At 73.2% G+C, this 24,227-nt stretch carries 21 protein-coding genes; 9 read left to right on the top strand and 12 right to left on the bottom strand.

Annotated features, from left to right (window positions below; translation table 11 throughout):
* Window positions 1-3: 3 nt before the first annotated feature.
* The 3 genes from ABT342_RS13690 to ABT342_RS13680 are packed head-to-tail and all read left to right on the top strand — an operon-like array spanning window position 4 to window position 3,247.
* A complete protein-coding gene (locus ABT342_RS13690) occupies window positions 4-687 on the top strand; it encodes a vWA domain-containing protein (protein ID WP_351571799.1) in 684 nt (227 codons plus the stop codon).
* Window positions 684-1,628: a protein phosphatase 2C domain-containing protein gene (locus tag ABT342_RS13685; protein WP_351571796.1), complete on the top strand. Its 945-nt coding sequence runs from the start codon at window positions 684-686 to the stop codon at window positions 1,626-1,628. The genes ABT342_RS13690 and ABT342_RS13685 overlap by 4 nt, the downstream gene beginning before the upstream one ends.
* Complete coding sequence (locus tag ABT342_RS13680) at window positions 1,625-3,247, top strand: DUF4189 domain-containing protein (RefSeq protein ID WP_351571793.1); 1,623 nt, start codon at window positions 1,625-1,627, stop codon at window positions 3,245-3,247. Before ABT342_RS13685 ends, ABT342_RS13680 begins: the two co-directional genes overlap by 4 nt.
* 54 nt (window positions 3,248-3,301) lie before the next feature.
* On the opposite strand, the gene ABT342_RS13675 is transcribed toward ABT342_RS13680, so the two are convergent.
* From ABT342_RS13675 to ABT342_RS13660, 4 genes are read right to left on the bottom strand one after another with little or no spacing between them, the layout of a single operon-like run.
* Window positions 3,302-3,904 (bottom strand): DUF7691 family protein, encoded by a 603-nt coding sequence (locus ABT342_RS13675; protein ID WP_351571792.1) that lies wholly within the window; start codon window positions 3,902-3,904, stop codon window positions 3,302-3,304.
* 9 nt (window positions 3,905-3,913) lie between these two features.
* Window positions 3,914-5,185: an NAD(P)/FAD-dependent oxidoreductase gene (locus ABT342_RS13670; protein WP_351571789.1), complete on the bottom strand. Its 1,272-nt coding sequence runs from the start codon at window positions 5,183-5,185 to the stop codon at window positions 3,914-3,916.
* Window positions 5,182-6,579, bottom strand: coding sequence for an FAD-dependent oxidoreductase (locus ABT342_RS13665; protein ID WP_351571786.1), 1,398 nt, complete (start codon window positions 6,577-6,579; stop codon window positions 5,182-5,184). The genes ABT342_RS13670 and ABT342_RS13665 overlap by 4 nt, the downstream gene beginning before the upstream one ends.
* On the bottom strand, window positions 6,576-8,045 hold the full coding sequence (locus ABT342_RS13660) for an FGGY family carbohydrate kinase (protein WP_351571783.1): 1,470 nt from the start codon (window positions 8,043-8,045) through the stop codon (window positions 6,576-6,578). The genes ABT342_RS13665 and ABT342_RS13660 overlap by 4 nt, the downstream gene beginning before the upstream one ends.
* Window positions 8,046-8,393: 348 nt before the next feature.
* Between ABT342_RS13660 and ABT342_RS13655 the strand changes: the two genes are divergently transcribed.
* The 4 genes from ABT342_RS13655 to ABT342_RS13640 all read left to right on the top strand — a co-directional run bounded on the left by ABT342_RS13655 (window position 8,394) and on the right by ABT342_RS13640 (window position 12,484).
* The gene (locus ABT342_RS13655) at window positions 8,394-9,389 is read left to right on the top strand and encodes a hypothetical protein (protein WP_351571780.1); all 996 of its coding nucleotides are present in this window, start codon (window positions 8,394-8,396) and stop codon (window positions 9,387-9,389) included.
* 91 nt (window positions 9,390-9,480) lie between these two features.
* Complete coding sequence (locus ABT342_RS13650) at window positions 9,481-11,004, top strand: amino acid permease (protein WP_351571777.1); 1,524 nt, start codon at window positions 9,481-9,483, stop codon at window positions 11,002-11,004.
* A 129-nt stretch (window positions 11,005-11,133) separates the two neighbouring features.
* Window positions 11,134-12,021 carry a substrate-binding domain-containing protein gene (locus tag ABT342_RS13645; protein WP_351571774.1) on the top strand — a complete coding sequence of 296 codons (888 nt, stop codon included), beginning with the start codon at window positions 11,134-11,136 and terminating at the stop codon, window positions 12,019-12,021.
* Between the two features lie 196 nt (window positions 12,022-12,217).
* On the top strand, window positions 12,218-12,484 hold the full coding sequence (locus ABT342_RS13640) for a hypothetical protein (protein WP_351571771.1): 267 nt from the start codon (window positions 12,218-12,220) through the stop codon (window positions 12,482-12,484).
* A 102-nt stretch (window positions 12,485-12,586) separates the two neighbouring features.
* On the opposite strand, the gene ABT342_RS13635 is transcribed toward ABT342_RS13640, so the two are convergent.
* From ABT342_RS13635 to ABT342_RS13625, 3 genes are read right to left on the bottom strand one after another with little or no spacing between them, the layout of a single operon-like run.
* Window positions 12,587-12,904 carry a hypothetical protein gene (locus tag ABT342_RS13635; RefSeq protein WP_351571768.1) on the bottom strand — a complete coding sequence of 106 codons (318 nt, stop codon included), beginning with the start codon at window positions 12,902-12,904 and terminating at the stop codon, window positions 12,587-12,589.
* 26 nt (window positions 12,905-12,930) lie between these two features.
* On the bottom strand, window positions 12,931-14,361 hold the full coding sequence (locus ABT342_RS13630) for an FAD-dependent oxidoreductase (RefSeq protein WP_351571765.1): 1,431 nt from the start codon (window positions 14,359-14,361) through the stop codon (window positions 12,931-12,933).
* 31 nt (window positions 14,362-14,392) lie between these two features.
* Entirely contained in the window at window positions 14,393-14,770 is a 378-nt protein-coding gene (locus tag ABT342_RS13625) for an ArsR/SmtB family transcription factor (protein ID WP_351571762.1), read from the bottom strand.
* Between the two features lie 117 nt (window positions 14,771-14,887).
* Between ABT342_RS13625 and ABT342_RS13620 the strand changes: the two genes are divergently transcribed.
* Window positions 14,888-16,906 (top strand): heavy metal translocating P-type ATPase, encoded by a 2,019-nt coding sequence (locus tag ABT342_RS13620; RefSeq protein WP_351571759.1) that lies wholly within the window; start codon window positions 14,888-14,890, stop codon window positions 16,904-16,906.
* 374 nt (window positions 16,907-17,280) lie between these two features.
* On the opposite strand, the gene ABT342_RS13615 is transcribed toward ABT342_RS13620, so the two are convergent.
* On the bottom strand, window positions 17,281-19,020 hold the full coding sequence (locus ABT342_RS13615; protein ID WP_351571756.1) for a 2-isopropylmalate synthase: 1,740 nt from the start codon (window positions 19,018-19,020) through the stop codon (window positions 17,281-17,283).
* Between the two features lie 198 nt (window positions 19,021-19,218).
* Here ABT342_RS13615 and ABT342_RS13610 point away from each other — a divergent pair, with 198 nt between their 5' ends.
* Window positions 19,219-19,908, top strand: coding sequence for a FadR/GntR family transcriptional regulator (locus ABT342_RS13610; RefSeq protein ID WP_351571753.1), 690 nt, complete (start codon window positions 19,219-19,221; stop codon window positions 19,906-19,908).
* 25 nt (window positions 19,909-19,933) lie between these two features.
* Here the strand turns inward: ABT342_RS13610 and ABT342_RS13605 are convergent, their stop codons facing one another.
* The 4 genes from ABT342_RS13605 to cbiQ all read right to left on the bottom strand — a co-directional run bounded on the left by ABT342_RS13605 (window position 19,934) and on the right by cbiQ (window position 24,225).
* Entirely contained in the window at window positions 19,934-20,479 is a 546-nt protein-coding gene (locus ABT342_RS13605; RefSeq protein WP_351571750.1) for a PadR family transcriptional regulator, read from the bottom strand.
* 33 nt (window positions 20,480-20,512) lie between these two features.
* Window positions 20,513-22,531: an oxidoreductase gene (locus ABT342_RS13600; protein WP_351571747.1), complete on the bottom strand. Its 2,019-nt coding sequence runs from the start codon at window positions 22,529-22,531 to the stop codon at window positions 20,513-20,515.
* Between the two features lie 108 nt (window positions 22,532-22,639).
* Window positions 22,640-23,479 (bottom strand): energy-coupling factor ABC transporter ATP-binding protein, encoded by an 840-nt coding sequence (locus ABT342_RS13595; protein ID WP_351571744.1) that lies wholly within the window; start codon window positions 23,477-23,479, stop codon window positions 22,640-22,642.
* Window positions 23,476-24,225 (bottom strand): cobalt ECF transporter T component CbiQ, encoded by a 750-nt coding sequence (cbiQ, locus tag ABT342_RS13590; RefSeq protein WP_351571742.1) that lies wholly within the window; start codon window positions 24,223-24,225, stop codon window positions 23,476-23,478. Before cbiQ ends, ABT342_RS13595 begins: the two co-directional genes overlap by 4 nt.
* Between the last annotated feature and the right edge of the window lie 2 nt (window positions 24,226-24,227).

Raw genomic sequence — 24,227 nt, 5'->3', positions numbered from 1 at the left:
CCGATGGCGGACACGAAGGGTGTATTGCTGCCGGCATATGTGCTGGCTGATGAGTCGGCCTCGATGGGGCCGTACAGGGATGAACTGCAGAACGGCCTGGTGTCGTTGTGCGAGGGCCTCCGGGCCGAGCCGATGGTCGCGGCCAAGCTGCGCCTGGGCGTCCTCGGCTTCTCCGACGACGTGCAGATCCGTCTGGCCGTGGCCGACATGCGCACCGAGACCAACCTGCCCCAGGTGACCATCCGCGGGATGACCAGCTACGGGGCGGTGTTCGGCGACCTGCTCAACCGGATTCCGGCCGATGTGCAGTGGCTGCGCGGCGAGGGGTACAAGGTGCACCGTCCCGTCGTGTTCTTCCTCAGCGACGGACAGCCCACCGACGGCGAGGGATGGCGGCGGTCCCACGGCAGACTGACCGACAAGGCCCAGACGCCGACCGCGCCGAACATCATCGCCTGCGGGATCGGTGACGCCCAGCCCGCGACCATGGTCGAGGTCGCGACGCGTCCCGAGTTCGCCTTCGTGGCCAAGCCCGGCACCGACCTCGGCCGGGCGATCTCCGAGTTCTTCCACGCGCTCACCGCGAGCCTGGTGGCGTCGGGGCAGGCGCTGAACTCCGCCAGCCCGCAGCTGGTGGTCAACCGGCCGGATCAGTTCACCATGGCCATCGACGAGGTCGGCCAGTGAGCCGACAGAGCGGGGACGGCGCCGCCACGGCACCACTCGCGCAGGAGATGTCCGGTCCCGAACCCTGGCAGCCGATCACGGTGGGCGTACCCGGGCCCGAGTTCGAGGCGACGCCACCGGGCCAGTACGCCTTCGACTTCCCGGACACCGAATGCGACGGCTGGTCGGCTCCCGCGCTCACTGTGCGGTTCGCCTCGGTACGCGGCGCCAAACACCGTTACTACCGGCAGCCGCGCCAGGACGCCGCACGCGCCGCGGTGCACGAGGCCACCGGCAGCATCGCGTTCGCCGTCGCCGACGGCGTCTCCAGTGCCACGTACGCCGAACTCGGTGCCGTCGAGGCCTGCCGTGCCGCCCTGGAACGGATCCTCCACCTGCTGGCGCGGGACCAGGGACCCTTGGACTTCAGGGACGTCGCCCACCACGCCGCCGAGCGGCTGCGACAGGCCGCCGAGTGGCGTCTGGGCGGGAGACTGCCCGAGACGGCGGAGGTGGCCGCCCTGCACGCGACCACACTCGTGGCCGGATTCGTGCGCCCCGACCCCGCGGGGTTCGGCGTCGAGCTGTGCCGCATCGGCGACTCGGGGGCCTGGGTACTGGATGCGTCCAGCGAGGGGTACCTGCCGCTGTTCGGCACGAAGACCGGCGGGGACGTCCTGGTGGTCTCGAACGAGGTGGCGCCGCTGCCCCACGTCCCCGACCGGCTGGAGGCGACCCACACGCGTCTGGCGCCCCATGAGGTGCTGCTGGTCGGCACCGACGGCTTCGGTGACCCGCTCGGCGACGGCGACGGCCAGGTCGGGTCGCTGTTCGCCGGCCAACTCGCCACGCCGCCCCCTCCGCTGTGGCTCGCGCATCTGGTGGACTTCTCCCGGGAGACCTTCGACGACGACCGGACCCTGCTGGCGATCTGGCCCCGCACCACACCAGAGCCGCGATGACGCCGAACCGGACACACACTGTCGAACACGCCGCGCTCACCCTGGGACGCCAACTCGGCCAAGGCGGCCAGGGCACGGTGTACGAGGTAACCAACAAGAAGATCAACGAGTCCGCCGCCGACGGCGGTTGGGACGTCGTCTACAAGGAGTACGCCGCCGCCGTAGTGCCCGGCCTCGACGCGGCCGCGCTGGCGTCGAGGGTGGAGCTGCTCGGCAGGCTGGGGGCGGCAGAAGGCCAGTGGCTGTGCGAGAAGACCGCATGGCCCGCGGCCGTGGTGCAACGCCAGGGACACACCTGCGGGTTCCTCATGCGCGCCGTACCCGATCGGTTCCGGTTCGACTTCAGGAGCCTGACCGGCACGACCGTGGGGACGAAGCGCCTCGCGAACCTGGAGTATCTGCTCAACGACGACTCCTACGTCGCGGGGATCGGTCTGACGATCAGCGATCGCGATCGTCTCCTCCTCCTGGCCGATCTGGGTGCCACGCTCGCCCGGCTCCACCGTGTCGGCATCACGGTCGGAGACCTCTCCCCGAAGAACCTGCTGTTCACCACGGCCCCCGAGCACGAGTGCTTCCTCATCGACTGCGACGCCATGCGGCTGGAGGGCACCACTGTGCTGCCCCAGGCCGAGACCCCCGACTGGCAGGTGCCGGCGGGCGAGGAGAAGGCGACCCGCGCGAGCGACGTCTACAAGCTCGCGCTCCTCGCCATTCGCCTCCTGGCCCGCGACCAGACCACCACCGACCCCGCCGCTCTGGCCGCGCTGAGTCCGGAACTCGGCGATCTGGCCCGCTCCGGCCTCAACCCCGACCCGGCCCGGCGGCCGACGCCGGCCATGTGGGCCGAACTGCTCACAGCGGCCGCCGTGACGGCGTCCACCACTCCCGCCGCACCGCCGGTCACCCCGCAGGCGCCCGGACGCCCCCAGGCGCCGTCGGCGCGCCGTCCGGGCGGCGCGAACAGGCCCTCGCCCGGGGGAACGGGCCCTGGGGCAACGCCCCCGAGCGGGCAGTCGAACGTCAAGGCCGGCGTCGGCGTCGCCGCCGTCATCGCGGCCGTGCTCCTCGCGGCGATGCTCACGGACGGTGGCAGCTCGTCCGACGACGCCTCCGTCTCCAGCTCCCGGCCCACCGTTTCCGACACCGATTACCTGCCCGACGACGACCCGGCGCCCGACTACTCCAGTGAAGAGGAGCCCACCGAGGACGAGCCCACCTACGAGGACACCACCGAACCGGAAGCGACGGAGACCGAGGACGATCCGGAGCCGACCTACGAGGCCCCGGAACCCGACCCGCCGGCCCCACCGCCTCCACCGCCCCCACCTCCGACCTACTACGGCGCCATTGCCGTGGGACGCGACGGCGGCCTCGGACGATCCTGGGACCACAGGTCCGCGAGCGCCGCCGAGCAGGGAGCGTTGAATGGATGCGCCCGTTCCGACTGCCAGGTCCTCACGACCTTCAGCAACGGCTGCGGTGCCGTCGCGTACAACTCCGCCACCAATCAATACTGGGGCGGCCGCGGCGCCACTCAGACCGAAGCCCAGAACAACGCGATAGCCAGAGCGGGCGGCGGGCGTTGGATCACCTGGGTGTGCACCACGCGGTACTGACGGGGCGATCGTCCCGCTGATCCCGCTGGTGTCCCGCCGCCCGGCCGCACCGGCTCAGGAGCCGAAGCCCGCGATCCCGTACCCCTCGCGGGCCTTGGCCTGCCGCAGCCAGTCGACACACGACTCGATCGCCTCCAGGACCTCCCCGTCCAGCCGGGCGCGCTGCTCCGGGGTGCTCGCCTCCCACTGGGCGAGCGCCTTCGCGCAGCTCTCCGCGCTCCACTCGCCGTACCCCGGGAGGTCCTGCGGCGAGGGCAGCGGACCGGGCACCGACCCGTACATGAAGTCGGTGATCGCGACCGCCTTGATGCCGAGCTCGGCCATTCCCGCGTCCACGTCCTCCAGCCACGATCCGCGGAACGGCGAGAAGTGGTTGTTGAACAGGGAGCGGCCGTGGAACTCGCACACCATCTTGTACGCGTAGCCGTACTGGAAGCCCCACCGCTCGTCGAACGGGCCGCCGTCGATCACCGCGCGCAGGGCCTCGTACCGGGTGGGCGCGCCCTGCTCGATCTGGTCCGCGAAGTAGTCGTCGTCGTGGGCGAGTTGCCGCTTGAAGCGGCCCCCCATCATCCGGCGCAGCTTCTCGTCGCCGGACGCTATGGCGCCGCGCACGGTCGCGAGGTCCACCAGGTACAGGCTCAGTCCGTAACTCATGATCGAAGACTAGTGGGCGGCACTGACAATCACCGGGCCCCCTGCGCCGTCCACCCGGTCCGCCCACCGCGCCGCCACCGTCAGGGAGCGCTCGGGGCCCGCCGCACGCACGAGCCGGCCGCGATGGAGCAGCCGCCCGTCCTGGACCACGTCCACCACGGGGCGGACGAGGCGCTCCGACGGTCGCAGGAGCATCCGCGCTCCCGTGTCCGCCGGCCCGATCAGGTTCGGGGCCGCCCACCGCAGCGCTGCGCCCGCGACCACCGGCACCCGGGCCACCGGCCATCGCCCGTGGACGAGGAAGTCCCGTACGTGACCGGCCGCGCGGCGGCCCTCCAGCGCGGCGGTGGCGGCCGGTTCGACGCCGTGCAGGACGTTGCCCACGGCGAAGACGCCCGGTCGGTCCGTACGGAAGGCGGCATCGACGGCCGGGCCCCGTGTGCCCGCGTCGAGCCCGGCGCCGGCGCTCCTGGCCAGCTCGTTCTCCGGGATCCAGTCGCCGCTGAAGACGACCGTGTCGCAGGCCACGACCGTGGTCCTGCCGTCGTGTCGACGCAGCGCCACACCCGTGAGCAGGCCCCGGCCGAGCAGCTCGGTCACGGTCGTGCCGGTGAGCACGGGGACGAGTGCCCCGGAGGTGAACCACGCCCCGGAACGACCCGCCGACGGGCGCCGCCCGAGCACCGGCACGCCGGGCTCCTCGGTCACCAGCGCGACGGCCCGCACCCCCGCGCGCCGCAGCGTGCCGACCGCCGCACGGGCCACCGGACCCGCGCCCACGATCACGGCACGCTCACCGACCCGCTGCCCGTACAGGTGCACGGCCTGCTGCAACTCGCCCGTCGTGTAGACCCCGGACGGCCGGGATCCCGGCACCAGCCGTGCGCTGCGCGGCCGTTCACGGGCGCCCGTCGCCAGCACCACCGCCCGCGCCTCCAGCCGTTCCAGGCCCGCCGGGCTCGTCGTCTCCACGGTCAGCGGACCGGCCCAGCCCGTGACGCTCACGCCCGTGCGCAGCACGGCACCGGCCGCCGCGGCCTCGCGGACCCGGTGCCGCGCGTACGCGGGCCCGCTCATCGGCCGCCGCAGATCGCGCAGCCCGAACCCGCCGTGATGGCAGTGGCGCGGTATGCCGCCCGCCTCCTGCTCCCGGTCGACCACCTCCACGGTGCCCGCCCCGGTGGCGGCCAGCTCGGTGGCGGCGGCGAGTCCGGCCGGTCCGGCGCCGACGACGAGCACGTCGACCGTGCGCCGACCGGTCACCGCGGGCTGCCCGCTCACCGGGCCGCCTCGAACAGCGCGCGCACCGCCGCGCCGCAGGAGAACCCCTGGCAGCGACCGCCGCGTGCGCGCGTGCGCCGGCGCAGGCCGTCCAGGGACGCGGGCGGGATGTCACCGGCGAGCGCGTCCCGGATCTCCCCGCGGGTCACCCGCTCGCAGTGGCAGACGACCGTGCCGTACTCCGGGTCCCCCGCGATCAGGTCCGCGTCGCGGTACGGGCGGGGAGACGCCTCGCCGATGTTCGGCATCCGCACCGGGGCGAGCTCCCGTGCGTCGCCCCGGACGAGACCGGCGTCGGCCAGCAGGTCCACGACGTGCGCGGCGATGGCCATGGAGGCGGTGAGACCGGTCGAGCGGATGCCGCCCACGGTGACGTACCGCTGGGCCGGACGGCCCTGGATACGGAAGTCCTCCTGGCCGGTCGCGGCCCGCAGCCCGGCGTAGACGGCGGTGACCTCCTCGTCGAGCAGCTCCGGCACGATCCGGCGCCCCTTCTCCCGCAGCAGCGCGAGCCCCTCGGCCGTCGACCCGGTGGCGGTCTTGTCGTCCAGGTCCTCGGCGGTCGGTCCGAGCATCACGTTCCCGTACACGGTCGGCGCCACCAGCACGCCCTTGCCGAGAGCCGTCGGCACCGGCAGCAGGATGTGGCGGACCAGGCCGCGGGCGAACTTGTCGAACACGATGAGCTGTCCGCGCCGAGGGGTCACCGTGAAGGTGTCGTGGCCGAGCAGCCGGTCGACCTCGTCCGCGTACAGCCCCGCCGCGTTCACCAGATGCCGGGTGCGCAGTGTGCCCCGGGTGGTGGTCAGGGTGTGGAACGCGTCGTGGCTCGTGACCCCTTCGAGCCGGCAGTTCAGATGCAGGTCCACGCCGGAGCGTACGGCCTGGGTGGCGTACGCGAGCGTCGTCGTCCACGGACAGATGATGCTCTCGCCCGGAACGTCGAGCGCCCCGAGCGCTCCGGGTGCCACGTGCGGTTCGCGGGCGGCGAGTTCCTCCGGACCGGTGATCCGCGCGTCGGTGTATCCGTTGCGGGTGGCCTTCTCCGCCAGCCGGGGCAGCGCGGCGAGCTGCTCCTCGTCCCAGGCGACCAGCAGAGCACCCAGGGGCTCCACCGGAATCCCGGCCTCCGCCGCATAGGCGGTGAGCCGCCGGCTGCCGTCCCGTACGAGCCGCGCCTCCAGGGACCCGGGCACCGCGTCGAAACCGGTGTGCAGGATCGCCGTGTTGGCCTTCGACGTCCCCTCGCCCACATCCCCGGCCGCCTCCACGACGGCGGTCCGCAGCGGGTACCGGGCCAGCTCCCGCGCGATCGCCGCACCGACGACGCCCGCGCCGATCACGACGACGTCGTACGGGTCGCCGGACACCGGCCCGGCGGTCGTGACGCTCACGACGCCGTCCGCGAGGCGGAAGCCGTCAGTGCGGCCACCGCCGCGCGGAACTCGCCCAGGCGGTCGGCCGCCCGGTCGGCGGGGATGCGGGGCTCGTACACCGCGGCAGGTCGCCAGGCCGGGATCGTGTCGGGCAGGGACAGGCGCGCATCGAGGCCCAGCCGGGCGACGGCGCCCACGCCGAGTGCCGTGGCGTCCGGCAGGGCCGAGACCTCGACCGGGCGTTGCAGCAGGTCCGCCTGAGTCTGCATGAGCAGCGCGGACCGGGTCAGTCCGCCGTCGACGCGCAGCGCCGTCAGCGGCTCGCCGAGGTCGTCGGCGACGGCGTCGGCAAGGGCGACGACCTGCGCGGCGATGCCGTCGCACAGCGCGCGCACGAGATGCCCGGCGGTGGTGTCCAGGCCGAGGCCGGTCAGTGACCCCCGCAGGTCACCGCGCCACCACGGCGCGGCAAGGCCCGCCAGCGCGGGCACGAACGTGACCCCGCCCGAGTCCGGGACGGACGAACCGACCGGGTCGAGGTCGGCGGCGCCGGAGATCACCCCGAGGTCGGTGAGCCAGCGGACGGCGGAGGCGGCCGTGTAGACCTGTCCGTCGAGGCAGTAGTTCGTACGTCCGGCCAGTCGCCAGGCCACGCAGCTCACCAGACCCGAACCGCCCCGGCGGGGCACCTCGCCGGTCTGCGCGAGCAGGAACGCGCCCGTACCGTAGGTGCACTTGGCGGTGCCCGGCTCGGTGACCCGCTGGGCGAGGAGCGCCGCCTGCTGGTCCACGAGCAGGCCGGTGAGCGGGAGTTCGGGACCGAAGGCGTTCGTCGTGCCGACCGGGCCCGCGGCGTCCACGACACGCGGCAGCCGCTCGTCGTCCAGCCCGAAGATCTCCAGCGCCTGCCGTGACCACTCGACCCGGTCGAGGTCCAGCAGCTGGGTGCGGCCCGCCGTCGCCGCGTCGGTGACGTACGCGCCGGTCAGCCGGTGTGTCAGCCAGGCGTCGCTCGTCGTCACGACGCCCTCGCGGGTGAGCGTGCGCCGGATCCAGGCCATCTTCGGCGCGGCGAAGTACGGGTCGAGCGGGAGTCCGGTGAGGTCGCGCAACGCCTCGGCGCTCTCGGCGAGTTCCGCGCAGACGCTCTCCGCCCGCCGGTCCTGCCAGACGATCGCGTCGGTGAGCGGCTTGCCGGTGTCCGGGTCCCAGGCGAGCACCGTCTCGCCCTGGTTGGCCAGGCCGACCGCCCCGGCCGGCTCCCCGGCGTCCGCGAGCGCCGCGCGTCCGGCGTCCACCACCGAGGAGAGCAGCTCCGCCGGGTCGGCCTCGACCCGCCCGCCCGGACCGTACCGGGGCCGCACGGGCGCGAAGCCGGAGCCGATCACACCCCGCTCGGGGCAGATGACCAGGGCCTTCGTCCCCGACGTGCCCTGGTCGACAGCGAGTACCGGGGCGGTTGCTTGGGATGCTGCAGTCGGCATGGCCCGTTTCTTCGGTCGGAGGCGGAGGCGGGGATCGGCGGCGCGGAGTGGCGGCATGATCACCGACGGCAAGCCTTGCTCAGGCCCGTCGGCCCGTCAAGGGCCGCGATCCCTCCGCCCGGGAGCCACTGACGCGCGATCAATTCCCGGCCCGGACCCTCCAGTCCGGCAAGATCGGCAAACGCCCACCACGGAGCGCGAGCATCTCTACACTGAACGTCGATCACCTGTACGACGAACAGCCCGCACCCTCACAGAGGACCCGATGCCGACCTCCGCCCGACCCTGGTTACGCCCCCGGTTGCGCAGCCTCGCCACGGTCACCACCTCGTGCGCGGAGGAGCACTGATGGCCCAGGACGACACCCGTCCCGTCTACCATCCAGCCGGCCACGACCACGCCCTGCGCGTCGCGCTGCAGGAGCTGCGCAGTGGCCGCTGGGTGTCCATGCGGGACCTCCTCGCCGAGACGCCCGACTGGGCGCTGTGGACCCAGCGGACCCAGATCCTCGCCGCCGCCGCGGCCGGCTCCGACGTGGTGCGGGCCTGGAGCGCGGAGGAACCGCACAGCACCGCCGTCGCCGTCATGTCCGCCCGGGTCGCCGTCGAGCGTGCCGTACGCGCCCGCCGCGAGGGGCACCGCCACACCCGCGACCTGTGGCGCGAGGCCTGGGACGCGTGCGCGGACAGTGCCCGCGCGCGGCCCGACGACCCCGTGCCCTGGGTGTGCCTGCTGGCCCTGGCCCAGCTCGACGAGAAGCAGCAGATGTCGGAGCACCGGATGCCCCCGCCCGGCCCGATGCTGCCGACCGGCCCCTGGGCCCTGCTCACCGAGGCGGACAAACGCGACCCCGGCAACCGCGAGGCGTACCACCGGATGCTCCAGTTCCTGTACGTACGTCAGGCCGGCGCCGTGTCGGACGCCGTCAACTTCGCCCAGTGGGCGGCCTCCGCCGCGGCCCCGGGCTCGCCGCTGCACGCGCTCCCGCTCTACGTCCGGGTCGAGCGCTACCGCAGGGAGCAGGGCCACCGCCGTGCGCTGGACCTGTACTGGGTCGCCGAGGACGCCGTACGGGACGCCGAACGCACCCTGCACGGCTGGTTCGACCACGCCGAGCCCGAGGCCGCCTCGCTGCTGGACCTCAGCCAGCTCGCCCACGCGCTGTGGGGAGCCCAGCGGTTCGCCGACGCCGGACGGGTCTTCCGGGCGCTCGGGCCGTACTACACCACCATGCCCTGGGCGTACCGCACCCCGGACCCCCTTGACCAGGCACTCGCCGAAGAGCTGTTCCTGCGCGCCCGTGAGAGGTGCCTCGCGGCCGCCCAAGACGATCCCGGCGCGTGATGTCCCCCGCACGTCCCCCGTTCCCGCCCTCCTCCTGCGCCCCGCCGGCGTAGGGGGAGGGGCCCCATCCCTTTCCCCCGGAGGCACACGCATGTCCCGCACCACACTTCCCCCGAAGGACCAGGCGCCGCCCAGAGACGAGGAACAGCGGCTGCGCGAACTCGGCTACCAGCCGGTCCTCGCCCGCCGGATGGGAGGCTTCGGCAACTTCGCCATCAGCTTCTCCGTGATCTCCATCCTGTCCGGGTGCATGACCCTCTACGGCTTCGGGCTGAACACCGGCGGCCCCGCCGTGATGCTCTGGGGCTGGGCGGGCGTCGGCCTGTTCGTCCTCTGTGTTGGCATGGCCCTGGCAGAAGTCACCAGTGCGTACCCGACCTCCGGGGCCCTGTACTACATGGCCGACCGGCTCGGCGGACGCCGTTGGGGCTGGTACACGGGCTGGCTCAACCTGCTCGGCCTGCTCGGCGCGATCGCCGGAATCGACTACGGCGCCGCCCTGTTCACGGGCGCCTTCCTCAACCTGCGGTTCGGTTTCGTCCCGACCGCGGAAACCACGTTTCTGATCTTCCTTGGCATCCTGCTGCTCCACGCCTTGCTGAACCTCTTCGGCGTACGGCTGGTCAGCGTGCTCAACTCGATCAGCGTGTGGTGGCACATCGGCGGTGTCGCCCTCATCGTCGGTGCCCTCGCGATCGTGCCCGACAACCACCAGTCGCCGTCCTTCGTCTTCACCGAGTTCGTCAACGGCACCGGCTGGGAGAACCCGCTGTACGTGGCGGCGATCGGCCTGCTGCTGGCCCAGTACACCTTCTCCGGCTACGACGCCTCCGCCCATCTGTCGGAGGAGACCGCCAACGCCTCCGTGACGGCGGCCCGGGGCATCGTCCGCTCCATCTGGGTCTCCTGGATCGCCGGATTCGTCCTGCTCGCCGGGCTGACCTTCGCCATCCAGGACTACGCGGCCACCCAGGACACCGCGACCGGAGTGCCGCCCGCGCAGATCCTGCTCGACGCGCTCGGCTCGGCCGGCGCGTCGGCGCTCCTCCTCGTCGTGATCGTCGCCCAGCTGTTCTGCGGCAACGCGGAGACCGCCGCGGCCAGCCGTATGGTGTTCGCCTTCAGCCGGGACAACGCGCTGCCGGGCTCGGCGGTGTGGCGGAAGGTCAGCAGCCGCACCCAGACACCGGTCCCCGCGGTGTGGCTGTCCGTCCTGGTCGCGGCCGTCCTGGCGCTGCCGTCGCTGTACTCCCCCACCGCGTACGCCGCCGTCACCGCCATCAACGTCATCGGCATCACCCCCGCCTACGCGATCCCCATCTACCTGAAGCTGCGCGCCGGCGACCGCTTCCAGCCGGGGCCGTGGACGCTCGGCCGCTGGAGCAAGCCGATCGGCTGGATCGCGGTGGTCTGGGTCGCCTTCGTCACCGTCCTGTTCTGCCTTCCGCAGTCCTCGCCGGTCGACACCGACACGATGAACTACGCCTCCGTCGCGCTGGCCGTCGTGCTCGTCCTGGCGACCGTCTGGTGGTACGTCGCCCGGCGCTCGTACAGCACGCCGAAGGCGTACGGGAGCGCGCGTGAGCAGGCGGAGATCGAGGAGGGCATCGTCTGACAGCCGCTGCCGGCCCGGGGAGTACGAGCGGCACGCCCGCCGTTCGTACTCCCCGGGCCGTGGGCAGGAACACCGCGCGGGACGACCCCACGCAGCCACAGACAGCCGAGGGGCAGGAGAGCACCCATCATGGATCGGCACACGGACTGGCAGTTTCTCGACGACCGCGGTCACTTGGCGACGGCGGTCCGGCGGCCGGTGAAGGCCGTCGCGTACATACAGGCCGGAGCGAGCCTCTGGGACCACGGAATACGGCCCGTCGGGCTCTTCGGCTCCTACCACGACGGCGAGGGACCGGACCCGGCCAAGGCGGGCGCGCTGCCGCTCGACGGCCTCGACTACCTGGGCTCCGGAGCCGCGCTCGACGCGCAGACGCTGCTGCGCGGGGCGCCCGATCTCGTCGTCGCCGTCACCTACGGCGGAGCGCAGGTCTACGGGCTCGACCCCGAGACGGCCAAGCACATCGAGGAACGTGTGCCCCTGGTCGTGCTCGACGTGGGCCAGGGCCAGTCGCTCGCGGCCGTACGCGCCCGCTTCGCCGAACTGGCCCGCGCGCTCGGCGCCCCCGGCGAACTCACCGTGGACGGCCCGCTCGCCCGGGCGGAGGCCCGGCTGCGCGACCAGGCCGCGTCCGGTTCCCCCGACACCCGCCCCACCGTCCTCGCCCTCTCGCCCGCCACCGCCGACAGCGCCTACCTCGCCAAGCCGTACGCCTGGCCGGACCTGCGGGAACTCGCCGGGTTCGGCCTCGACCTGGTGGACCCGCAGGGCGGCCCGAGCACCAGCTGGTTCACCGCGGACTGGTCCGACGTCGCGGAGATCTCGCCCCAGGTGCTCCTCGTCGACGTACGCGCCAACGCCTATCCGCTCGACGCGCTGGCCGCCGACGAGGCCTGGCGGTCCGCGTCCTCGGGGGCCCGCATCGTTCCCTGGAACCCGGAATGCCCATGCAGCGCGAGCGCGCACGCCCGCTTCTTCGGACAGGTCGCCGAAGCGGTGGCGCAGGCACGTGTTTAGGGCTGCGGCCCGGATCCGTCCACCCGCACGTGCGTGCGACCGGGGAGTGCTCTAGCGTCGAGATGAGGGAGGGTGACCGACGCCGAGCCGACCGGGCCTCGGGCGAAGCGCACCCGGCATCCGCTCGGTACCGCCTCCGCGCGCGGTCCGGCACCGCGGGATCGCGTGACCGACCGAGAGAGCAGGTGCAATCCCCATGCGTCCATCGGCTCGCATCCCCAGCCTTCTCGCCGCCCTGGCCCTGGCCCTGGGCGGCGCAGTGATCGCGGCTCCGGCGGCCCACGCCGACCTCGAGGCCTGCCAGAACCACGTCCAGGGACAGGGTACCGAGGTCACGGACGAGGTCCGGATGGCGTGCTACGTCGGGCTGGTGGGCGACCAGAGCGCCTGCGCCGAAGCGCTGACCAAGGCGGGCGCGACGAACACCGCCGCGACCGAGGCGTGCCGCCTGGCCCCCCAGTAGCCCGACGCCCTGCCGGGCGGGTTCACCCGGCCCTGTCCACCTGGCCGGGGCCGGGTCGGTGGTGCTGCCTTCCGCCCGGCCGGGCGGGTGCCCCCGGCCCTGTCACCCTGCCAGGGCCGGGTGTGCGGCGCTGCCCTCCGTGCACAGCGGGACGAGTGTCGTGTCCGGGCCGGTGGCGAGTGCGGTACGGCGGTCCTCGCAGCCGGGCAGGCCTGCGGGGGAGGCGGCGATCGCGGAGGGGGCGGGGGCGCGGCGCCAGGCGCGGGCGTCGGGCCGTACGTACCGGTCGAGTCGGTGCGGGCAGCTGTGGTGGACACCCGGTCGCGGTGCCCCACGCGCCCCCTCCCGCACAATGGCGCACCCCGACAGCCGTTCTGTGACCGCGAGTTCGGCGAGATCCTCCCCAACCGCCGCACGCACCTGGTGGGCTCCCGCGCGCCGCCGCCTTACGAGCCCGTCCGCTCCCGGCGCATCGGGGGCGAGACGGGCGTCTCGCCCACGGGGCCGAGGAGCACGGCCCGGACCACCTCCGGCGCGAACAGCGAGGAGAACGGCGCGCTCAGCGTCAGTACGGAGCGGAAGGCGGGGCCCACGACGGCGGGGTCGGCCGGGTAGCGCTCCTGGAGGCGGCCCAAATACCAGCTCACAGGCCGGTCCACGGCCCGCGTGGCGACCGCGCTCCCCGTGGCGCCCGGCATGTTCCGGTCGGCGCCCGCCGAGATGTCCCACGCCTGGCGCGAGGCCTGGAAGATCGCCCGCTGTGCCCGCGCGGTCGTCGGCGTACGGCGGGGGTCGGCCAGCGTGTCACGCAGCGCCAGCGCGGCCAGCGCGGCGACGGTCATGCCCTGCCCGTAGATCGGGTTGAACGTGCACAGCGCGTCGCCGGTGACGAGGAGCCCGGCCGGGCGGCGGCCCGGACGGTCGTAGCGGCGCCGGATGTTCGCCGTCGACCGGAAGCCGTACGGCGGCGTCTGCGGCTTCGCCCCGTGCAGCCACTCATGGACGAGGGGATGCGGAAAGCGTTCCGCGTACGCCGTGAACCCGTCCTCGTCCGTGGGCGGTTCCTGGCCCCGCAGACCCGAGAAGATGACCAGATGGCTGCCGTCCTCGAGGGGCAGCACACCGCCGCCGTACACCTGGGACGGGTTCGGGTAGAACCAGTACGCGAGGGCTTCGCTGCCCAGGTGATCGCTCGTGTTGCGGTAGATGCGCGAGGTGTACGCGAGACCGGTGTCGATGGTCTCCTCCGCCGGGGGCTCGGCACCGAGCGCGCTCAGCCACTGTGAGGTGCGCGAACCGCGCCCCGCCGCGTCCACCACGAGGTCGGCTTCGAGAGACCGGGTCTCCCTGTCGCCGGCCGCCCCGCGGTCCCGCAGCAGCACGCCCCGCACCCGCGAGGCGTCCCCGACCAGTCCGACGGCCTCCGTCGACTGCACCGCCGTGATCACGGGATTGGCCAGCACCCGCTCGCGCACCAGGTGCTCGAGCTGGGCACGGCTGCCGGTGTAGATGTACGTCGTCGGCTCGGTGCGACGGAACCAGGTGCCGCCGCTCCAGGCGACCATGTCCGCGGGCATCCCCACCTGGGGCGCGCCCGCCGCCCGCAACTCGGCCATGAAACCAGGCAGGAGCGAGTCCAGGGCCACCTGCCCGCCCTCCAGCAGCACATGGGCGTGCCGCCCCTGCGGAACCCCGGCACGGGGCTCCGGGCCGTCGGGGAAGCGGTCGCGCTCGATGACGGTCACCTTGTCGGCGTGCTCGGCCAGTACGTGAGCGGTGAGCAGCCCCGCGAGGCTGCCTCCGATCACGACGGCGTGCCGCTGCCTGCCGCCCGCGCGCGGCCCCCAACTGCCCGCCCTTTGTGCGTGGTTCACCATGTCCGCCCCTACGTGGTCAGTCGTGGTCGATCTAGGTGAGGCCAGTATCCACCGTGCGGGCCGGGAGATCACGGGCGCCGAGCCGGAGGTGCTCGATGTGGTAGACGGCTTCGTCGAGGAGCTGGGCGACGTGGTTGTCGTAGAGGCTGTACTCGATCCGTCTGCCGTGGCGCGTGCCGGTGACGAGCCCGAGTGCGCGCAGCAGGCGCAGCTGGTGGGAGACGGCGGACTGTTCCATCGCGACCGCCTCGGCCAGCTCGGTCACTCCGCAGGGGCCCTGGCGCAGCCGGGTGAGGATCATCAGCCGGGAGGGCGTGGCGAGCGCCTGGAGCGTGGCGGCGATGGTGGCGGCGGAGTCCGCGTCCAGGTTCGCCGCGGGGGTGGTCGTGCCGTCGACTCCATGTCCCATGGCGTTCATCGTAGTCGCGCGATCGATGTGCATAGATGAAGAGCTCTTCATGTGTTCGGCTATGGTGTGGGGTGTGCCCGTCCCTTCCGACGTCCCCCCGAGGAAAAGGTGTGCCCGATGGCTTCACCGGTGATCGACGCCGAGGCAGCGGCCCCCGCCGCGGCCGCCCCGCCGCCACCGCGCCGCACCAGGCTGTTCGCGCTGCCCGAGGTGCGCTGGGCCGCGCTCTCGGCGGCCGCCTTCCTGTGCGCGCTCCCGCTCGACCTCGGCGGCGCGCCCGCCTGGGCGTGGGGTCCGCTCTACGCCCTCTGTTACGCCGCCGGAGGCTGGGAGCCCTGCTGGGCGGGGCTCCAGGCCCTCAAGGAGAAGTCCCTCGACGTCGACCTCCTGATGGTCGTGGCCGCGATCGGCGCGGCGGCCATCGGTCAGTTCCTCGACGGCGGACTGCTCATCGTGATCTTCGCCGTGTCCGGGGCGCTGGAGGCGCTGGCCACCCGCCGCACCGCCGACTCCGTACGCGGCCTGCTCGACCTCGCCCCGGCCCGCGCGGTCCGGCTGGCCGGCGACGGCGAGGAACCGGTGGACGTCACCGCGCTGGAGGTCGGCGACACCGTTCTCGTACGCCCGGGGGAACGGCTGCCCGCCGACGGCACCGTCCTGCACGGCGCGAGCGACGTCGACCAGGCCACCATCACCGGCGAGCCGCTCCCCGTCGCCAAGTCGCCCGGCGACAGGGTCTTCGCGGGCACGCTGAACGGCACGGGCGCGCTGCGCGTCCGGGTGGACGCGGACGCCACCGGGTCCGTCATCGCCCGGATCGTCGCCATGGTCGAGGAGGCCCATGCCACCAAGGCCCCCACCCAGCTCTTCATCGAGAAGATCGAACAGCGCTACTCGGTCGGCGTCGTGGTCGCCACGCTCGCGCTGTTCGCCGTGCCGCTCGCCGTCGGCGCCGACTTCACCGAGACCCTGCTGCGCGCCATGACCTTCATGATCGTGGCCTCCCCGTGCGCCGTCGTTCTCGCCACCATGCCGCCGCTGCTCTCCGCGATCGCCAACGCCGGACGGCACGGGGTCCTGGTCAAGTCGGCCGTGGTCATGGAGCGCCTCGGCGAGGTGAACCGGGTGGCGCTCGACAAGACCGGCACGCTGACGGAGGGCACGCCGCGCGTCACGTCCGTACGGGCGCTGGGTGGAGGCCTCGACGCCGACGGGGTGCTGGCACTGGCGGCCGCGGCGGAGCGCCCCAGCGAACATCCGCTGGCCAGGGCCGTGCTCGCCGCGGCGCGCGAGCGGGGCCTGGAGCCCTCCTCCGCCGAGGAGTTCGCGTCGGAACCGGGGCGCGGGGTGCGCGCGCTGGTCGAGGGCCGTGAGATCCGCGTCGGCAGCCCGACGGCGCTGCTCGGCGAGGCCGGGCGCACCGACGTGCGCGAGGCGGAGGCGGCGGGGCTCAGCGCGGTGCGCGAGGCGGAGGCGGCGGGGTTCACCGCCGTGGTCGATGCGGAGGAGGCCGGGCGCACCGCCGTGGTCGTCGCGGTCGACAGGGTCCCGGCCGGGGTCATCGCCGTCGCCGACCGGGTGCGCGCCGGAGCGCCCGCCGCCGTCCGCGCGCTCGGCCGCCTCGCCGGCACGGCGCCCGTCCTGCTGACCGGCGACAACGAGCGCGCCGCCCGGAGCGTCGCGGCCGAGACCGGGATCGACGACGTCCGGGCCGGGCTGCTCCCCGAGGGCAAGGCGGCGGCCGTACGCGCCTGGGAGGCGTCGGGGGACCGCGTCCTGGTCGTCGGCGACGGCGTCAACGACGCGCCCGCCCTCGCCGCCGCGCACGTCTCGGTCGCGATGGGCCGGGCGGGCTCCGACCTCGCCCTGGAGACCGCCGACGCCGTCGTCGTACGCGACGAACTGACCACCGTGCCCGCCGTGGTGGCCCTCTCCCGCCGCGCCCGCCGACTGGTCGTGCAGAACCTCACGATCGCGGGCGTCTGCATCGGCTCCCTGGTGATCTGGGACCTCGCCGGTCACCTGCCGCTGCCCCTCGGGGTCGCGGGCCACGAGGGCTCGACGGTGCTCGTGGGCCTCAACGGGCTCCGGCTGCTGCGCGAGTCCGCGTGGCGGCGGGCCTCGGACACCCCCTAGGCCGTGTCTGACAAATCCCGCCTGGCGCGCGGCGACCGGCACGTGCTCCCCCGTAGCCCTTCGGGCACGGGAGGTGCCCCCACGCTGCGTTGTCGGAGTCATCCAAGTACGTCCAGTACGAGGATGATCCTCCGCCTTGCGATTGCGCGCACCGGTCGCCGCGCGCCCCGCCCTGCGTGCGGACGGCGGTATTTGTCAGACACGCCCTAGGGCTCGGAGCCTGCCGCCCACCGACAGCCCCCGCGCCACGCTTCAGCGTCTGGTCCGTATGGTCCGGCGCCCCTCGGTCCTGCTGAGTCGTACCGGGTGGTCGAAGCACGTGCTCAACAGGTCACTGGTGAGGACGGACGCGACGGCCCCTGGGCGAGTGCGCATCACAGCCCCCGGTTGACGGCGGCCAGAACCGCGTGCACCGAGGCGGCCAGCACGGACGTGTCGCGGCCCGCGCCCCAGCTGACGGTGGAGCCCGTACGGCACCGCGCGTACGCCACGGCAGGGCCGTCGGGTCCGGCCGTGGCGGTGTGCCGGGTGAAGTCGAGGATGTCGACGGGCAGCCCGGCCCCCTCCAGGGCCCTCGCGAAGGCCGACAGCGGTCCGTTGCCCGTGCCCTCGTACCATCCGGGGCGCACGTCACCGCCCTCCAGCCAGCAGGTGAAGCGGTGCTCGCCGACAGCGGTCGGCTCCGTGCTCCAGGAGGTCACCGTGAGGGTGCCGTCCCGTCCCGGCTCCAGATAGGTCGCGCGGAAGAGCTCCCACAGCTCCTTCGGGGTGGCTTCCCGCTCGCTGTCGTCCGTGGCGGACTGCACGGTGCGGGAGAAGTCGGCGCGCAGCTCCCGCGGCAGGTCCAGGCCGTAGTGGGCCTGGAGCAGATGGGCGATGCCGCCCTTGCCGGACTGGCTGTTGACGCGGATGATCGCTTCGTACGAACGTCCCACGTCGGCCGGGTCGATGGGCAGATACGGCACTTCCCACGGAGCCTGCGCCTCGGGCACCCCCAGTTCTCCGGCGCGTCGGGCGTGGTGGGCGAGGCCCTTGCTGATGGCGTCCTGGTGGGTGCCGGAGAAGGCGGTGTGGACGAGGTCGCCGGCGTAGGGGTGGCGGGGGTGGACGGGCAGCCGGTTGCAGTCCTCCACGGTGGCGCGCACGGCGTCGAGGTCCGAGAAGTCGATCATCGGGTCCACTCCCTGGGCGTGCAGATTGAGCGCCAGGGTGACGAGGTCGACGTTCCCGGTCCGCTCACCGTTGCCGAAGAGGCAGCCCTCCACCCGCTGGGCCCCCGCCAGGACGGCGAGTTCGGCGCAGGCGACGGCGGTGCCCCGGTCGTTGTGCGGGTGCACGGAGAGGATGACGGAGTCGCGCCGTGCCAGATGGCGGTGGGCGTACTCGATCTGGTCGGCGTAGACGTTGGGGGTGGCGATCTCGACGGTGGCGGGCAGGTTGTGGATCACCGGCCGGTCGGGCGACGCGTCCCACAGGTCGGTCAGGCCGTTGCAGACCTCCAGCACGAAGTCGGGCTCGGTGAGCACGAAGACCTCGGGCGAGAACTCGAAACGGATGTCCTGGCCCGGCCGTGCGTCGGCCAGCCGCGCCATGTGCGCGGCGGCCTCCCGCACCAGGCCGTTCACCGCGTCGCGATCGCGCCCGAGCACGACGTCGCGCCAGACCGGCGCGGTCGGTGTGTAGAGATGCACCACCGTACGGGGCAGGCCCTCGATGGCCTCGAAGGTGCGGTCGATCAGGTCGCGACGGGCCGGGGTGAAGACGACGACGGTCACGTCCTGCGGCACGGCGCCGGACGTGGCCAGGTGGCGTACGAAGTCGAAGTCCGTCCGGCTCGCGGCCGGATAGGCGACCTCGATCTCCTTGAAGCCGATGCCGGCCAGCAGGTCGAACATGCGCCGCTTGCGCGGGGTGCCCATCGGTTCGGCCAGGGCCTGGTTGCCGTCGCGCAGGTCGACCGGGACCCAGAGCGGGGCCCGCTCGATCCGGGCGTCGGGCCAACGGCGGCCGGTCAGCGGCAGTTCGACGCGGTCGTACGCGGAGCGGTACCGGTGGGACGGCATTCCGCTGGGGCGCTGCGGGTTCCAGGCAGGGGATCCGGCTGTGGTGGCCATCGGGCAGACATTCCTTCGCTCGGTCGGGAGGTCGACCGGCAGCACGGCACCCCGCGGCGGGGTGCCGGCCGTTCAGGCCCCGCCGCGGCAGCCGAGAAGAAGGAGGTCGCCGAAGAGCATGTCCAGTAGACTAACGACAACTCAGCTCCTCAGACAACCTGAGGATGACTGGAGGCGACGTGAAAGGTCCATCGCACCATGCCACTTGGCGCTCTTCGCCCCAGCCCCTTGGTCGAACAGGCCGCCGAGCAACTGCGCGCGCACATCACCGAAGGGCACTGGCCGGTCGGCACGAAGCTGCCGGGCGAGACCACGCTCGCCAAGACGCTGAACGTGGGGCGCTCCACCGTCCGCGAGGCCCTGCGCGCCCTCGCCGGCGCCGGTCTCGTCCAGCCCCGGCAGGGCGCGGGCGTCTTCGTCATCGCGACCGAGGCGAAGGAGAACTGGCCCACCCGGCTGCGCCGGGCCGCCGTGTCGGACATCTACGAAGTCCGCATGCTGATCGAGGTACAGGCCGCGCAGCTGGCCGCCGAACGCCGCACCGAGGCCGACATCGCCGCCCTCGACGCAGCACTGGAAGGCCGCCGGGCCGCCTCCTCGGGCGGCGACGCGGCCTTCGTCGACGCCGACATCGCCCTGCACACCGCCGTCGTCGCCGCAGCGCACAATCCCGTACTCACCGACCTCTTCGGCGAGTTCACCCCGGCGCTGCGCGAGGGCCTGATCGACCTCCTCGATCTCCTCGGCCTGCGCACCGAGGACCCCGGACCCGGTGACGAGAGCCACGCCGAACTGGTCGACGCCGTACGGCGCGGCGACGCGGCGGCCGCGGCGCGCGCCTCCCGGGAGGAGCTGGCGATGACGCTGGCGCTGCTGCGCCGCGCGTGAGTCGCCGTGCGCGAGTGGCCCCGCGTCACCGCTCGGGCCCGGACAGCTCCGTCAGCGCATGGGTCAGCCACTCGATCCAGAACCGTTCCAGGTCGATCCCGCCCCGCAGGACGACGTGCCGCAACCGGTCCTCCACCGCGTCCCGGTCCGGGCCCGGCGGGAAGTGGCGCTTCTCGATGTCGAGGTACTCGGCCAACTGCCGCTCGTGCAGGCCGAGGTGGCGCCGCAGCTCCGCCTCCAGGCCGTCGGTGCCGACCACCGCCGCCGCCCGCAGGCGCAGGAGCAGGGCGTCCCGGATCGGCTTCGGGTCCTCGGTTCTGGCCACCCAGACGGCCAGTTCCTCGCGGCCGGCGGGGAGTACCTCGTACTCCTTCTTCTGGCCGCGCGTCGGGCCGGCGGAGGGCAGGGCACGGATGTGCCCCGCCTCCTCCAGCTTGCCCAGCTCCCGGTAGATCTGCTGATGCGTGGCCGACCAGAAGTAGCCGATCGACCGGTCGAAGCGGCGGGTCAGCTCCAGCCCCGACGACGGCTTTTCGAGCAGGGCGGTGAGGATCGCGTGCGGGAGTGACATGACCCGCATCCTAAAGACCCCGCCACGGCGGGGTCAGATCGCCGCCGCGAGCCGTGTGCCCTGGTCGATCGCCCGCTTGGCGTCCAGCTCGGCCGCCACGTCGGCGCCGCCGATGAGGTGCACCGCCCGGCCCGTCGCGCGCAGCTCCTCGTACAGGTCGCGGCGCGGCTCCTGGCCCGCGCACAGCACCACCGTGTCGACCGGGACGACCGTGGACGCGTCGCCCACCGTGATGTGCAGCCCCGCGTCGTCGATCCGGTCGTACGACGCTCCCGCGACCATCGTGACGCCCCGGTGCTTCAGCTCGGTGCGGTGGATCCACCCGGTCGTCTTGCCGAGGCCCGCGCCGACCTTGCTCGCCTTGCGCTGGAGCAGGTGCACCGTGCGCGGCGGCTTCGGCCGCTCGGGGGCCCGCAGCCCGCCCCGCTCCCCGTAGCCGGTGTCCACGCCCCACTGGCGGAAGTACGTCTCCGGGTCCAGGCTCGCCCCCTCGCCGCCGTCCGTGAGGAACTCCGCGACGTCGAAGCCGATACCGCCCGCGCCGATGATCGCCACGCGCTCGCCGACCTCCGCGCCGTCGCGCAGCACGTCGAGATAGCTGACCACGCTCGGGTGGTCGACGCCCTCGATCTCGGGGGTGCGCGGAGTGACCCCGGTCGCGACGACGACCTCGTCGTAATCGTCGAGCAGACCGGCGGTGACGAAGGTGCCGAGGCGGACCTGCACGCCCCGCAGTTCGAGCTGCGTACGGAAGTACCGGAGGGTCTCCTCGAACTCCTCCTTGCCCGGCACCCGCTTGGCGATGTTGAGCTGGCCGCCGATCTCGTCGGCCGCGTCGAAGAGGGTCACCTCGTGGCCGCGTTCGGCCGCCGAGACGGAGAAGGCCAGTCCCGCCGGGCCGGCCCCGACGACGGCGAGCCGCTTGCGCAGCCGGGTGGGGGAGAGGACAAGCTCGGTCTCGTGGCAGGCGCGCGGATTGACCAGGCAGGAGGTGATCTTCCCGCTGAAGGTGTGGTCCAGGCAGGCCTGGTTGCAGCCGATGCAGGTGTTGATCGTCTCGGCGCGGTCCTCGCGCGCCTTCGTCACGAAGTCCGGGTCGGCGAGGAACGGCCGCGCCATCGAGACCATGTCGGCGCGCCCCTCGGCGAGCAGCCGCTCCGCCACCTCGGGCGTGTTGATGCGGTTGCTGGTCACGAGCGGCACCGAGACCGAACCCATGAGCCGCTGCGTGACCCACGTGTACGCGCCGCGCGGCACCGAGGTCGCGATCGTCGGGATACGGGCCTCGTGCCAGCCGATCCCGGTGTTGATGATCGTCGCGCCGGCCGCCTCGATCTCCTTGGCGAGCGTGACGACCTCCTCCAGCGAGGAGCCGCCGGGCACCAGGTCGAGCATGGAGAGCCGGTAGATCAGGATGAAGTCCGGGCCGACGCGCTCACGCGTACGGCGCACGATCTCCAGCGGGAAGCGCACGCGGTTCTCGTAGCTGCCGCCCCACCGGTCCTCGCGCCGGTTCGTCGCGCCCGCGATGAACTCGTTGATCAGGTACCCCTCGGAGCCCATGATCTCGACACCGTCGTACCCGGCGGACTTGGCGAGCTCCGCCGCCCGTACGTAATCCTCGATCGTCTGCTCGACCTCCTCGTCCGTGAGGGCGTGCGGAACGAACGGGCTGATCGGGGCCTGGAGCGCGCTCGGCGCGACGAGCTGCGGATGGTAGGCGTACCGGCCGAAGTGGAGGATCTGCATCGCGATCCGGCCGCCCGCCGCGTGCACCGCGTCGGTCACGGTGCGGTGCTGCGCGGCCTCCGCCTCGGTGGTGAGCTTGGCTCCGCCGTCGTAGGGGCGTCCCTGGTCGTTGGGGGCGATACCGCCGGTCACGATCAGGCCGACGCCGCCCCGCGCGCGGGCCGCGTAGAACGCGGCCATCCGCTCGAAGCCGTTCTCGGCCTCCTCCAGGCCGATGTGCATCGAGCCCATCAGCACCCGGTTGGGCAGCGTCGTGAACCCGAGGTCGAGCGGGCTCAGCAGATGCGGGTACGGGGTGGTCATGGGAGGTCCTCCTCGGGCACGGTGCGTCGACCCCTTTGTAGACGCCGCGAGGGTCGTTGTGCAACAAGTTGCACAACGACCCTCGCGTGAGATGCGCTACCTCCCCGGCTACGCCATGGCCGCCCAGCGGTCCAGATCCTCCGGTGTCCTCGGCCCCGGCGCGTCCGCGCCCAGCAGCCCGTGCGCGCGCAGTACCTCCGCCGCCGCCATCGCCCACGGCCTGCGCAGCCGTGCCGCGTCCAGCAGCTCCTGGTCGGCGAGCAGCTCGGCGATCGGCCCCGTCCGCAGCCCCGCAGGGGACAGCACGGCCGCGTCGTCCGCCCAGCGCAGCGCGAGATCGACGTCGTGCGTGGCCATCACCACGGTCGTGCCGCCGTCCCGCAGCCGGTCCAGCGCCGCCAGCAACCGCTCCTGGCCGTGCGGATCGAGCCCCGCCGTCGGCTCGTCCAGGATCAGCACACGCGGCCGCATCGCCACCGCGCCCGCGATCGCGGACCGCTTGCGCTGGCCGTAGGAGAGCAGATGCGTCGGCCGGTCCGCGAGGGCCGTGATGTCCAGCGCCTCCAGGGCCTCGGCCACCCGCGCACGGACCTCCTCCTCCGGCAGCCCCAGATTCATCGGCCCGAACGACACGTCCTGGCCGACCGAGGCGGCGAACAGCTGGTCGTCCGGGTCCTGCACCACCAGCTGGACGGTCGTCCGCAGCCGGGTCAGCCCCGCGCGGTCGTACGACACGGGCTCGCCGGCCAGCAGCAGCTGCCCCTTGCCGCAGCGCAGCCCCCCGCTCAGCAGCCGCAGCAGCGTCGTCTTGCCGCTGCCGTTGCGGCCGAGCAGCGCGAGCGAGCGGCCCTGCGGCACGGCGAAGTCCACGCCGTCGAGGACCGGGGGGCCGTCCTCGTACGCGAATCCCGCTCCGACGAGTTCCACGACGCCCGGAGAGTCGGTCATAGCACGGACCTTTCGAGTACGAGAGTGAGGGCGACCAGGCCCGCCAGCAGCCCGGCGGTCGCCGCGAGGAACGGCCGGGAAACCGATGCCTGGGGCACCAGCACCCGCAGCGTCCCGTCGTAACCGCGCCCCGCGAGCCCCGTCTGGAGCCGCTGGGCCCGGTCGAAGGCGCGCACGAACGCGGTCGCCCCGAGACCCGCCAGCGAACGCCAGGTCGCGGCCCGGGTGGTGTGCCCGAGGCGCGCGGCCTGCGCCTGACGGATCTGGTTCACCGAATCCAGCAGCAGAAAACTGATCCGGTACATGACGAGGGCGACATCGACCACCGGCGCCGGCACGCCCGCGCGCACCAGCCGGGGCAGCACGTCGGACACCGGGGTGGTGAACGCGAACAGCAGCACCCCGAGTGAGGCCGCCGACGTCCGCAGCAGCAGCCGCAGCGCGTGCAGCGGACCGTCGGGCGCGAGCGCGACGAAGCCGTCCGGACCGCCCACCGCGAACAGCAGCGGCACCGCCCCCGTCACACAGAACCCGAGCGGAATCCGCCACGCCCGCCACAGCTGACGGGGAGCCACCCCGGCCGGGCCGAGCAGCACCGCGAGCGTCGCCGCCGCGACCAGCACGGCGCCCGGCCACGGCGGCAGCGAGATGGCGCAGACCGTGAGTCCGAGCCCCAGAACCGCCTTCTCACATGGATGGCGGCGGCGCCAGCGACTGCTGTGCGCCGCCGCGTCGATCGGCAGCACGG

Source organism: Streptomyces sp. NPDC000410, from assembly GCF_040300305.1.
In the GTDB taxonomy this organism is placed as follows: Bacteria; Actinomycetota; Actinomycetes; order Streptomycetales; family Streptomycetaceae; genus Streptomyces.
Note: the sequence above shows the minus strand (reverse complement) of the source record. Positions and strands in the feature narration are given on the sequence as shown.